Annotated in this window: 8 protein-coding genes; 6 read left to right on the top strand and 2 right to left on the bottom strand. The window is 54.4% G+C overall.

Features of this window, described 5'->3' with window-relative positions; all coding sequences use genetic code 11:
* Positions 1–35 precede the first annotated feature (35 nt).
* Entirely contained in the window at positions 36–2,885 is a 2,850-nt protein-coding gene (gene rcsC, locus RTU33_RS10190; protein WP_312627090.1) for a two-component system sensor histidine kinase RcsC, read from the top strand.
* A 74-nt stretch (positions 2,886–2,959) separates the two neighbouring features.
* Here rcsC and rcsB read toward each other — a convergent pair whose 3' ends face one another.
* Both rcsB and rcsD read right to left on the bottom strand, forming a co-directional pair.
* Positions 2,960–3,610 (bottom strand): response regulator transcription factor RcsB, encoded by a 651-nt coding sequence (gene rcsB / locus RTU33_RS10185; protein WP_001061913.1) that lies wholly within the window; start codon positions 3,608–3,610, stop codon positions 2,960–2,962.
* Between the two features lie 16 nt (positions 3,611–3,626).
* Positions 3,627–6,305 carry a phosphotransferase RcsD gene (gene rcsD, locus RTU33_RS10180; protein ID WP_312627088.1) on the bottom strand — a complete coding sequence of 893 codons (2,679 nt, stop codon included), beginning with the start codon at positions 6,303–6,305 and terminating at the stop codon, positions 3,627–3,629.
* Positions 6,306–7,111: 806 nt separating this feature from the next.
* On the opposite strand from rcsD, the gene RTU33_RS10175 reads away from it, so the two are divergent.
* The 5 genes from RTU33_RS10175 to RTU33_RS10155 all read left to right on the top strand — a co-directional run bounded on the left by RTU33_RS10175 (position 7,112) and on the right by RTU33_RS10155 (position 12,883).
* Entirely contained in the window at positions 7,112–8,218 is a 1,107-nt protein-coding gene (locus tag RTU33_RS10175; protein ID WP_312627086.1) for a porin OmpC, read from the top strand.
* A 100-nt stretch (positions 8,219–8,318) separates the two neighbouring features.
* Positions 8,319–9,374 carry an FAD:protein FMN transferase ApbE gene (gene apbE / locus RTU33_RS10170; protein ID WP_312627085.1) on the top strand — a complete coding sequence of 352 codons (1,056 nt, stop codon included), beginning with the start codon at positions 8,319–8,321 and terminating at the stop codon, positions 9,372–9,374.
* Positions 9,375–9,450: 76 nt separating this feature from the next.
* Positions 9,451–10,512 carry a bifunctional DNA-binding transcriptional regulator/O6-methylguanine-DNA methyltransferase Ada gene (gene ada / locus RTU33_RS10165; protein ID WP_312627083.1) on the top strand — a complete coding sequence of 354 codons (1,062 nt, stop codon included), beginning with the start codon at positions 9,451–9,453 and terminating at the stop codon, positions 10,510–10,512.
* 2 nt (positions 10,513–10,514) lie between these two features.
* Positions 10,515–11,153, top strand: a complete 639-nt coding sequence (gene alkB / locus RTU33_RS10160) for a DNA oxidative demethylase AlkB (RefSeq protein ID WP_312627082.1) — start codon at positions 10,515–10,517, stop codon at positions 11,151–11,153.
* A gap of 86 nt (positions 11,154–11,239) precedes the next feature.
* A complete protein-coding gene (locus RTU33_RS10155; RefSeq protein ID WP_312627081.1) occupies positions 11,240–12,883 on the top strand; it encodes a multidrug ABC transporter permease/ATP-binding protein in 1,644 nt (547 codons plus the stop codon).
* The last annotated feature ends 39 nt before the right edge of the window (positions 12,884–12,922 follow it).

Here is a 12,922-nt window from a genome sequence, read left to right as displayed (position 1 = left end):
TTAATCGCATCTTTACGCATCCACACGGCTAAACGTTGAAATACCTTGTCTCCTTTCGCACGACTCTGAAAGTCTCCCGCTATCTGTTCCGGGCCCTGGCACTGCTGGTCTGGCTGCTGATTGCTTTCGTCTCGGTGTTCTACATCGTCAATGCGCTGCACACCAAAGAGGCTGAGATTCGCCAGGAGTTTAACCTCAGCTACGATCAGGCTCAGCGCTATATTCAGCGCACCTCAGACGTGATGAAAGAGCTGAAATACATCGCGGAAAACCGCCTCAGCGCGGAAAACGGCGTGCTTTCGTCACGTACGGTAAAAGACGACACCGAAGTGCCGGAGTTTGAGCCTCTGTTCCAGGATTCTGACTGCGGTGCGTTGAGCAACAACTGGCGCGGATCGCTGGAGTCGCTGGCGTGGTTTATGCGTTACTGGCGCGACAATTTCTCTGCTGCCTACGATCTGAACCGCGTGTTCCTGATTGGCAGCGACAATTTATGCATGGCGAACTTTGGCCTGCGCGATATGCCGATGGAGCGCGACCAGGCGCTGAAAACCCTGCATGAGCGTATTGTGAAATACCGCAATGCGCCGCAGGACGAGCGCGGCAACAATCTGTTCTGGATAAGCCAGGGCCCGCGTCCTGGCGTGGGTTATTTCTATGCGCTGACGCCGGTTTATCTCGCCAATCGCCTACAGGCGCTGCTGGGCATCGAACAAACTATCCGCATGGAAAACTTCTTTACGCCGGGCAGTATGCCAATGGGCGTGACGATTCTCGATGAAGGCGGCCAGCCTTTGATTGCGCTCACCGGTGGGGAAAGCAAACTCAACATCGACCCGCACTGGATGCAGGAGCGGGCGTGGTTTGGCTACACTTCCGGCTTCCGCGATTTGGTGCTGAAGAAAAGCCTGCCGCCGTCGTCACTGAGCATTGTTTATTCGGTGCCGGTCGATCAGGTCCTCGAGCGCATCAGAATGCTGATCCTCAATGCCGTACTGCTGAATATTCTTACTGGCGTGGCGCTGTTTACGATGGCGCGCATGTACGAGCGGCGAATTTTCCTGCCCGCAGAAGCGGACGCGCAGCGTCTGGAAGAGCATGAGCAGTTCAACCGCAAGATTGTGGCCTCGGCGCCCGTTGGGATCTGTATTCTGCGTACGCTGGACGGCACCAATATCCTGAGTAACGAACTGGCGCATAATTATCTGAATATGCTCACCCACGAAGACCGGCAGCGGCTGACGCAGATTATTTGCGGCCAGCAGGTGAACTTTGTGGACGTGCTGACGAGCAACAATACCAACCTGCAAATCAGTTTTGTTCATTCGCGCTACCGCAATGAAAACGTGGCGATTTGCGTGCTGGTTGACGTCTCGTCGCGCGTAAAAATGGAAGAGTCGCTGCAGGAAATGGCGCAGGCCGCGGAGCAGGCGAGTCAGTCGAAGTCTATGTTCCTTGCTACGGTGAGCCATGAGCTGCGTACGCCGCTCTATGGCATTATCGGTAACCTCGATTTACTGCAAACCAAGGAGCTGCCAAAGGGCGTTGACCGCCTGGTGACGGCGATGAACAACTCGTCGAGCCTGCTGCTGAAAATCATCAGCGATATTCTCGACTTCTCGAAGATTGAGTCTGAGCAGCTGAAAATTGAGCCGCGTGAGTTTTCCCCGCGCGAAGTGATGAGCCATATCACCGCCAACTATCTGCCGCTGGTGGTACGTAAACAGCTCGGACTTTACTGCTTCGTTGAGCCGGACGTCCCGCAGCAGCTGGCGGGGGATCCGATGCGTCTGCAGCAGGTCATCTCTAACCTGCTCAGCAACGCGATTAAATTCACCGATGTGGGCTGCATTATTCTGCATTTGCAGCGCGACGAGGATTACCTCAGCATCAGCGTGCGCGATACCGGCGTCGGTATTCCGGCCAAAGAAGTGGTGCGCTTATTCGATCCGTTCTTCCAGGTCGGCACCGGCGTGCAGCGCAATTTCCAGGGTACCGGACTGGGGCTTGCGATTTGCGAGAAGCTCATCAGCATGATGGACGGTGACATTTCGGTCGATACCGAGCCGGGAATGGGCAGCCAGTTCACGATTCGTATTCCGCTTTATGGCGCGCAAAATCTCAAGCCGGTGACCATTGAAGGCCTCGCCGGTAAACGCTGTTGGCTTGCGGTGCGTAATGCCTCGCTGGCGCAGTTCGTTGAATCGCTGCTGGCGCGTCACGGGGCGGAAGTGCTGCTGTATGAAGGCCAGACGCCGCAGTCAGAGGATATGCTCATTACCGATGATGAACTGGCGGAGCCGTGGAAAGGGCGCGGGGCGATCGTTTTCTGCCGTCGCCATATCGGTATCCCGCTGGAGCGTAAGCCCGGTGAATGGATCCACAGCGTCGCGTCTCCGCATGAGCTGTTGACGCTGCTGGGCCGTATCTACAGCATTCAGGTCGATGACGCCGAACGTGGCGGAGATCTGCCGTTGGCAGACAATATCACCACCGCGAATGATGACATGATGATTCTGGTGGTGGACGATCATCCGATTAACCGCCGTCTGCTGGCCGATCAGCTTGGATCGCTCGGCTATCAGTGTAAAACCGCCAACGACGGCGTTGACGCGTTGAATGTGCTCAGCAAGAATCACATCGATATCGTGTTGAGCGACGTGAACATGCCGAACATGGACGGCTATCGCCTGACGCAGCGCATTCGCCAACTTGGGCTGACCTTGCCGGTGGTGGGCGTGACGGCTAACGCTCTGGCTGAAGAGAAGCAGCGCTGCCTGGAGTCCGGCATGGACAGCTGTTTGTCGAAACCGGTGACGCTGGATGTGATAAGCCAGACGCTGGCGGTCTACGCTGCGCGGGTCAGAAAAAGCAGAGAGGCGTAGTCCTGTAAAACCTGGCCCTGAAAAAGAAAAACCCCGACGAGTCGGGGTTTTTTGTGCGTAGCCTTGGCAAGGAACTAGTCTTTGTCTGCCGGGCTCAGCGTCACGGAAGAAAGGTAGTTCAGCAGGGCGATGTCGTTTTCCACGCCGAGCTTCATCATTGCCGACTTCTTCTGGCTGCTGATGGTCTTGATGCTGCGGTTGAGCTTCTTGGCGATCTCCGTCACCAGGAAACCTTCTGCGAACAGACGCAGCACTTCACTCTCTTTCGGAGAGAGACGTTTGTCGCCGTAGCCGCCTGCGCTGATTTTTTCCAGCAGGCGGGAAACGCTTTCCGGGGTAAATTTCTTCCCTTTCTGCAAAGCGGCCAGCGCTTTTGGCAGATCGGTTGGTGCGCCCTGTTTCAGGACAATCCCTTCAATATCGAGATCCAGAACGGCACTCAGAATCGCCGGGTTATTGTTCATGGTCAGCACAATAATCGACAGGCCCGGGAAGTGGCGTTTGATGTATTTGATAAGCGTAATGCCGTCACCGTACTTGTCTCCGGGCATGGAGAGATCGGTGATCAGCACATGGGCGTCCAGTTTAGGCAGATTATTAATAAGCGCAGTGGAGTCTTCAAATTCGCCGACGACATTCACCCACTCGATTTGCTCAAGTGATTTGCGAATACCGAACAGTACAATCGGGTGATCATCGGCAATAATAACGTTCATATTGTTCATGTATTAGGCTACCTTGCTACATCAAGCTTTTGACGTAGGCGTCAATGTCGCTGATATATTTCTCTGTGCCGGGCGCATCTTTTTCGCGAATCAGATGCTCCAGCGTTTCACATAGCTGCTTGCCGGGTACCAGATTAAGCATGGCAAACACCCCTTTCAGGCGGTGAGCCGTCTGTGCCAGCGCAGCAAAATCATTTGTCGCTGATTCAGTATACAACCTCTTAACATCATCCGGAACCGTGTCAACAAACAGCGCATAATAACCGCTGGCATGAAGCTCGGCGTTTTCATTTACACCCGCAGGTGTGGTTCCCAGTAACTCTCCCTGTGCCAGTTGTTCTTCTATAAGTTGCAGCACGGCTTCCTGCATGGCATTACTGATATTGAAATTGACCCGCAGAAGGCCAGGGCCCATTTTGCGAATACCGGTCTCATCATCGCTTAAAAGTAAGCCAGGCGCAGTAAGATTAGACGGATTATCCGTTAAAAACAGATCATATTCTTGACTTGTCAGGCGTTCATCCGGGGAAATGCAGCTTGCGCCCCAGTTTTCCAGCTGCCTGACCACCACGCTGCGTACTTCATTGGAGGTGATGTCGATCATCGCGACCACGTCATCAAGCAGCTTCTCCTCTGACTCAGACTCCTGCTCGCGCGGCGTCATTTTGACATGCAGAGAATAGCGCGTGCCTAAGGATTCTCGCGCTTTAATATTCAGGTGTCCACCGAGCTTGCGTGCCAGCTGATCGCACAGCCAGAAGGTCAGGGCGTTCGCTTTGCCAAACCTATCTTCCTGGGTTTCGTTCAGGAACGGGAAATGAAGATTGTCGATTTCACTGTTGCTGACGCCGTTACCGGTATCGAGAATACGGAAGGTCAGGCGATCCTCTGCGGATTCATCTTCAGCTATTTCCAGCGTCACTTTGCCTATCTGGGTTGTCGTGACGGCGTACTGGATCAGCAGCAGCAAAATACGTTTAAGCGCTTCACGATCGCCATGGCGCTGTTCGCTGGCGGCCAGATGATTGTTGATGAGCAGCTGCAAGCCTTTGCGCCTGATAGCCGGTAACACCTCTGGCACCACTTCATCGATCAGATCCTGAATGGAGAACAGGGTCGATGTCCCTTTCCAGCCATCACCTTCGAGCATGTTCGCGAGCTGAATCTCATCCACCAGATGCACAAGCGTATCGGCCTGCTGAACCAGCTTATGGTGCGCATCGCCCGGCAGCGCGGCGGCTTCTTCCGCGAGCGAACGAACAGGTTGCTTAAGTGCCTCGCCGATGTTCTGCATAAAGGCCACGCGGCCCTGCTGGTTTTTCTCATACAGACGCTGCGCCTGTTTGAGCTTTTTGTTTACCAGCACTTCTTTATCCTGATCGCGAATGATGAAAATCTGAGTGCGCGGTGACACCTGGCTTCTGAACTGACGAATTTCGTACAGCTCGTTATTGATGGTGGCCTGAATGACGCCCTGATGCTGATCCGCCATGCTGGTGATGTTTTGCAGATTGAGATGCGGCAGCAGGTGGTCGGCAATTTTATTGCTGATAACCGTCCGGTTGGACTCCTGATCGTGTACCAGGAGCCCCAGCGGCAGTACGGAAATAATCTCTTCGTTGATGGCCTTCAGCACGCGCAATTCGGTGTTTGCAGCGCCCGAAGCGCCGGTATCGGTCTGGCGACGCCCGGAGTAGTACCGGAAGGTGTTAAACCCGAACAGCGCCAGCGCCAGCAGGCCAATATTCAGCAGCAGCGGCAGCAGTATGTTTTGTAGCGTATCAAGCAGCAGCGTGCCGAGCGGCACCTGCCAGATAAGACGCATGCCGGTAGAGTTCACCGAAGAAGCAATTTCGATACGCGAGCTATTGAAATTGATCGTCACGCTGTCTGCTGCTTCTTTATCCTGGCTGCGCAGGTTCTTCTGCGATGGATCCGGTTCGAGACGGAAGCTGTCCAGCGCCATACCCGGTGGGATCAAATCATTTATCGGTAAGTCGAAGGCGACCACCGTGGCCAGATGACCCGGCTGATTGAACGTGGTGCGCAGCGTGAAGTAATGGCCGTTTTGCCAGGCGAGACGGCGCAGTGAAGAGAACGTTTCCCGCTCATCCAGCGTGTTGGCTTGCTGAAGCATCTCTGCGCGACGCGAGTCAACGATGCTGCCGACGGTGGACTCTTTAAATCCGGCGGATAAATCCTTCAGCGGCAGCGTGGAAATCAGAATCAGGCTGTTGTCCTGGCCATTGAGGTAGTACATCGACCACGGTACGGTTTCTGCGCCCCACAGCGTGTCCAGGTAATTCGACATTTTTTGCGTCATGTCGAGTGTCGTACCGTCATGGGAGCCAAAAATCAGTGCTTCCGTTTTGCGGCGAGGTTTCTCCAGGTAATAGACGTCCTGCTTGAGGCGAGTTTCCTGCAGACCTTCATTCGCGGAAGGCGCCGTGGCTGACGCAGCGATGTTGTCATAGATTTGCCAGGTGGCGTAGCGCCAGGTGTCGATCCGTTTATGAATCGAATGCGTCATGTCGACAATCTGGTAGCTTTTATCCTTCAGCCAGGCGTTTACCGCGCTCTGGATCATGACGCCCATGGTGACCAGCAACACGACGATCAATAAAAGGAAGAAACGGGTAATGCTCCCGGGGATGAGGGAGAACTTGTTGGGGAACGTCGTGTCGGAATGACTCATTAGTGTGTGTAATCCATGATGACTGCACCAGAAAACGCGTTGAAGCCCCCGCTTGCTGCTCAGAGTGAAACCCGGATAGCAGGTTTCCGCGGTGGATTGTCAAGGCAACGCCAGCAGGCAGTATAAAGGGTAATGCGCCAATTTCCACATTCTCCAGCTTGCTGCTGGTTTTCTGAACAATATCCACATTCTGCAGTACAAAAATGTACATGGTTACATTTTTTGTACAAATATTTACGCGAAGATTCGAAAGAATAGCACTAATTAACAAGAGATTATTTAAGTGCTAGCCCTAAAGGGAAATTTTTCAAGTGCAGGTGATTAATTAATAGTCGTTACAATTTCGCTGCGTTAGCACAGAACTATTAATTTTGCGTAAAGAAAGGTAAAAAAAAACCGGATGCGAGGCACCCGGTTGAAATATGAGTAAACAGACATTCAGAACTGAATGACGGTAATAAATAAAGTTAATGATGATAGCGTTGATTATTTTAGAGATCGTTCCTGATTTTGTTTTGTCATTCAGTGCTATAAACTCATTATCAATAATGGCATTGATTTTATTGTGTTTTTTAATGTTTTTGATTATTGGTGCTATATTTTTTGCCAATTTGTGTCGCTAAAAAGTTCCCTCTTATTTACAAAATGAAACATTTGGTGGGTAATTTGAAACACCTTAAAAGTTCTCGTATCATTTTCTTGTTGGATATTTCTGTATTTTGCAGCACAATGGGTTTGCCGACTGATTAGAGGGTTAATCAGTAAGCAGTGGCATATAAAAAGGCATATAACAGAGGGTTAATAACATGAAAGTTAAAGTACTGTCCCTCCTGGTACCAGCACTGCTGGTAGCAGGCGCAGCAAATGCGGCTGAAATTTATAACAAAGATGGCAACAAATTAGATCTGTACGGTAAAGTCGACGGCCTGCACTATTTCTCTGACGACAAAGGCGCTGACGGCGACCAGTCCTACATTCGTTTCGGCTTCAAAGGCGAAACTCAGGTTAACGACCAGATCACCGGTTACGGCCAGTGGGAATACAACGTTCAGGCGAACAATACTGAATCTGCAAGCGATCAGGCATGGACCCGTGTTGGTTTCGCCGGTATCCGCGTTAAAGACGCAGGTTCTTTCGACTACGGTCGTAACTACGGCGTAGTTTATGACGTGAACTCCTGGACCGACGTCCTGCCAGAATTCGGCGGCGACACCTACGGTGCAGACAACTTCATGCAGCAGCGTGGTAACGGCTACGCAACTTACCGTAACACCGACTTCTTCGGTCTGGTTGATGGTCTGAACTTCGCTATTCAGTACCAGGGTAAAAACAGCGGTAGCGGTGAAGGTGGCACGAACAATGGTCGTGATGCTCTGAAACAGAACGGCGACGGCGTTGGCGGATCTCTGACATACGATCTGGGTGAAGGCTTCGGTATCGGTGCTGCGGTATCCAGCTCCAAACGTACCTCTGACCAGAACTCTGCTGCATACCTGGGCGATGGCGACCGCGCTGAAACCTATACCGGTGGCCTGAAATATGACGCGAACAACGTCTACCTGGCAGCACAGTACACTCAGACCTACAACGCAACCCGCTTCGGTAATAGCGATTCTGCTGTTGCTGGCTGGGCTAACAAGGCACAGAACTTCGAAGTGGTTGCTCAGTACCAGTTCGACTTCGGTCTGCGTCCATCCGTGGCTTACCTGCAGTCTAAAGGCAAAGACATCGAAGGTTATGGCGACCAGGATCTGCTGAAATATGTTGATGTAGGCGCGACTTACTACTTCAACAAAAACATGTCCACCTACGTTGACTACAAAATCAACCTGGTTGATGACAACAACTTCACCCGCGCTGCTGGCATCGGTACCGATGACATCGTAGCACTGGGTCTGGTTTACCAGTTCTAATCAACTGCTAAGCTGGCAAAAGGGTCCTTCGGGGCCCTTTTTTATTCTTTGTTTAACCTGGCTGGTGTACCCTTGCGCGCAAACATGAGGGGCATTAAGTATGGATATCACTTCTTTTCGTGCGGCGCTGATTGCCGTCGCGTTCGTCCTGACCGGCTGCGATAACGGCACGCCGTCTCCCGCTGCACCAAAGGCTGTATCCACCGTCCTGGAAGGCAAGACGATGGGAACTTTCTGGCGCGTTAGCGTCATTAATCTTGATAATGACAAAGCCGCTGCGCTGCGCCAGAAGGTGCAAACCCAACTTGACGCCGACGATCGGCTCCTGTCGACATGGAAAAATGATTCTGCGCTCATGCGCTTTAACCATTCAGCGAGCACCACGCCGTGGCCCGTCAGCGAAGCGATGGCGGATATCGTGACGGAATCCCTGCGCATTGGGGCGAAAACGCAGGGTGCCATGGACATTACCGTCGGGCCGCTGGTGAATTTATGGGGATTCGGCCCGGACAAACAGCCCGTCAAAACGCCGACTCAAGCCCAGATCGACGCGGCAAAAGTGCGGACCGGCCTGAAGCATCTGCGCGTGATCAATCACTCCGGTAGCCAGTACTTACAAAAAGATCTGCCCGATCTGTATGTCGATCTCTCGACCGTTGGGGAAGGTTACGCCGCCGATCATCTGGCCCGCCTGATGGAACAGGAGGGGATCTCGCGTTACCTGGTTTCCGTGGGTGGCGCGCTGGTGAGCCGCGGCATGAATGCTGAAGGGCAGCCGTGGCGCGTGGCTATCCAGAAGCCAACCGATCGGGAAAACGCCGTGCAGGCGATCGTGGACATCAACGGACATGGGATTAGCACCTCCGGCAGCTATCGAAATTATTACGAGCTTGACGGAAAACGTATTTCTCACGTTATCGATCCGGTGAGTGGGGCGCCGATCCAGCATAAGCTGGTGTCGGTGACGGTCATCGCAACCACGGCGCTGGAAGCGGACGGCTGGGATACCGGGCTAATGGTATTAGGCCCGGAAAGAGCTAAAGAAGTGGTGCGCGAGCAGGGGCTGGCGGTGTATATGATCGTTAAAGACGGCGACGGCTTCAAAACCTGGATGTCGCCGCAGTTCGAAACCTTCCTCGTTAGCGGCAAAAATTAAAAAGCAAGAATGGCGGTTTTTTTCACCGCCGTCTGCGCCAGACTCAGGCTACGCTAAACAGAGAGCCGGAGCAGGTATGAAAACGAAAGCAATCCTCAACGACGAGTTCCGCTGGCAGGCGGTACTCGAAAGAGATAAAGACGCCGATGGTCAGTTCGTGTTTGCGGTACTGACTACCGGAATTTACTGCCGCCCATCCTGTCGGGCACGCCATGCATTGCGCCAGAATGTGTGTTTCTATACGGATGCCGCCGCCGCCGAACATGCCGGGTTTCGTGCCTGTAAGCGCTGCCAGCCTGACAAAGCCGATCCTCAGCAACAGCGTATTGATAAAGTGGCGCAGGCCTGCCGTTTGCTCGAACAGGAGCGTACGCTGACGCTTGACGAGCTGGCGCGCGAAGTGGGCGTAAGTTCGTACCACTTTCACCGTTTGTTCAAATCCGTTACCGGGATGACGCCGCGGGCATGGCAGCAGGCGTGGCGAGCCCGCAGGCTGCGCGAAACGCTGGCGTCCAGCGAAAGCGTGACTGGTGCCGTTTTGGCGGCAGGATTCCCGGCGAGCAGCAGCTATTACCGCCAGGCCGACAGTACGCTCGGCATGACGGCAAAACAGTACCGGCGTGGCGGGGACGATCTCCCGGTACGCTACACGCTGCAATCCTGTTCGCTGGGCCGCTGTCTGGTGGCAGCAAGCTCGCGTGGAATTTGTGCTGTTTTACCTGGCGACAGCGATGACAAGCTGATAAACGAGCTGGAGCAGATTTTTCCCCACGCTCAGCGTGAAAGGGCGGATGAAGCATTCAGCCAGCAGGTCGCTGAGGTGATAGCCGTGCTGGACGGTAAGCGGGAAGCGTTCACTTTACCGCTGGATATCCGCGGCACGGCCTTTCAGCTGCAGGTCTGGCAGGCGCTGAGAAACATCCCCGCCGGCGAAACCCGTAGCTATCAGCAGGTGGCGGAAAGCATCAACAAGCCGAAAGCGGTGCGTGCAGTGGCGAACGCCTGCGCGGCCAATACCCTGGCGCTGATCGTTCCCTGCCATCGCGTTGTGCGGCAAAGCGGGGCGCTGTCCGGCTATCGCTGGGGCGAAGCGCGCAAGGCCCTGCTGTTACAGCGCGAAGCAAAACAGGAAAACTGAAGATGCTGGATCTTTTTGCCGACACGCCGCCCTGGCAGGAACCTCTCGCGCCGGGGGCCGTCATTCTCCGCCGTCGGGCACTGGCCGATATGGATTCGCTGATGGCGGGCATCCGTGACGTGTCAGCGCAGTCGCCGTTTCGCCGGATGATCACGCCCGGCGGCTACACCATGTCCGTGGCGATGACCAACTGTGGCAACGTTGGCTGGACGACCGATCGTCACGGTTACCTGTATGCAGGGATCGATCCGCAAACTCAGAAACCCTGGCCTGACATGCCAGAGGTCTTTCTGGCGCTGGCTCAGGTTTGCGCCCTGGAAGCCGGTTACGTCGATTTTCGGCCGGATGCCTGCCTTGTTAACCGCTATGCGCCCGGTGCAAAGCTGTCGCTGCATCAGGACAAGGACGAGCAAACGCTGAGTGCGCCGATTGTTTCTGTTTCGCTGGGGTTGCCCGCCGTGTTTCAGTTTGGCGGCCTGAAGCGCAACGATCCTCTGCAGCGCGTACTGCTTGAGCATGGCGATGTGGTGGTCTGGGGCGGTGAATCCCGATTGTTTTATCACGGCATTCAGCCATTAAAAGAGGGACAACATCCGGTGACGGGGGCCTTCCGCTACAATCTCACCTTTCGTCACACCTGAAACAGCAATAAAAATAAGAATTATTCTTGATGTGGTGCGCAGGGCGTTTAAACTGCTGGCTGTTTTAGCTGTCCGGAATGGTGTGTATGCAACTTCTTCTTCTGGTCTGGCGGCAGTACCGCTGGCCCTTTATTGCCGTCATGGCTCTGAGCCTGCTGAGCGCGGCGCTGGGCATCGGCCTTATCGCCTTCATCAATTTGCGCCTTATCGAAAGCGTCGACGTGTCGCTGGCCGTACTGCCGGAGTTTCTCGGCCTGCTGTTGCTGCTGATGGCGGTTACGCTGGGCTCACAGCTGGCGCTGACCGTGCTCGGCCATCATTTCGTTTACCGCCTGCGCAGCGAATTTATCAAACGTATCCTCGACACACAGATTGAACGGGTGGAAAAACTCGGCAGCGCGGCGCTACTCGCAGGCCTGACCAGCGACGTGCGTAACATTACTATCGCCTTCGTACGCCTGCCGGAGCTGGTACAGGGGATCATCCTGACCTTCGGCTCTGCGGCATATCTGTTTTTCCTGTCGGGCAAAATGCTGGCCGTCACCGTGCTGTGGATGGCGTTGACCATCTGGGGCGGTTTTGTGCTGGTGGCGCGAGTCTATAAGCACATGGCAACCCTGCGTGAAACGGAAGACAAGCTCTATCATGACTATCAAACCGTGCTGGAAGGGCGCAAAGAGTTAACCCTCAACCGCGAGCGCGCCGAACACATTTTCAACAATCTCTACATTCCGGACGCCAAAGAGTATCGCCATCACATTATCCGTGCCGATACGTTCCACCTGAGCGCGGTGAACTGGTCAAACATCATGATGCTCGGCGCGATTGGCCTGGTGTTCTGGATGGCGAACAGTTTAGGCTGGGCGGACACCAACGTGGCGGCAACCTATTCATTGACGCTATTGTTCCTGCGTACGCCGCTGCTGTCTGCCGTCGGCGCATTGCCGACGCTGCTCAGCGCCCAGGTAGCGTTCAACAAGCTGAATAAATTCTCTCTTGCGTCTTATCGAGCGGAGTTCCCCAAACCAGAGCCGCACCGGGACTGGCAAACGCTGGAGCTGCGCGATGTGGCATTCCACTATCAGGACAATACCTTTGCCGTCGGACCCATCAACCTGACGTTAAAACGTGGCGAGCAGGTGTTCCTGATTGGCGGAAACGGCAGTGGAAAATCGACGCTGGCGATGCTGCTGACCGGGCTTTATCAGCCGGTATCCGGGCACATTCTGCTCGATGGCCAGCCGCTGGCGGCAGAAAAGCCGGAAGACTACCGGAAGCTGTTTTCGGCGGTGTTTACCGACGTCTGGCTGTTTGACCAGCTGCTGGGCCCGGAAGGGCAGCAGGCGAATCCGGTGCTGGTGGCTAAATGGCTTGAGCACCTGAAAATGGGCCATAAGCTGAAGCTGGAAAACGGTAAAATTCTCGACCTTAAGCTGTCGAAAGGGCAGAAAAAACGCGTGGCGCTGCTGCTGGCGCTGGCGGAAGAGCGGGATATCATTCTGCTTGATGAGTGGGCTGCTGACCAGGACCCACACTTCCGCCGTGAGTTTTACCAGGTGCTGTTGCCGCTGATGCAGCAGATGGGCAAAACCGTTTTTGCCATCAGCCATGACGATCACTACTTTATCCACGCCGACAGGCTGCTGGAAATGCGTAACGGCAAGCTCAGCGAGCTGACCGGCGAAGAACGCATCGCAGCCTCCCGCGATGCGGTTGCCCGCACCGCCTGAGCTCTGGCGCCCCTTTTTTAGGGGCGTTTGCTCTCTTTT

This window comes from Scandinavium sp. (assembly GCF_032012665.1).
Taxonomy (GTDB): domain Bacteria; phylum Pseudomonadota; class Gammaproteobacteria; order Enterobacterales; family Enterobacteriaceae; genus Scandinavium.
Note: the sequence above shows the minus strand (reverse complement) of the source record. Positions and strands in the feature narration are given on the sequence as shown.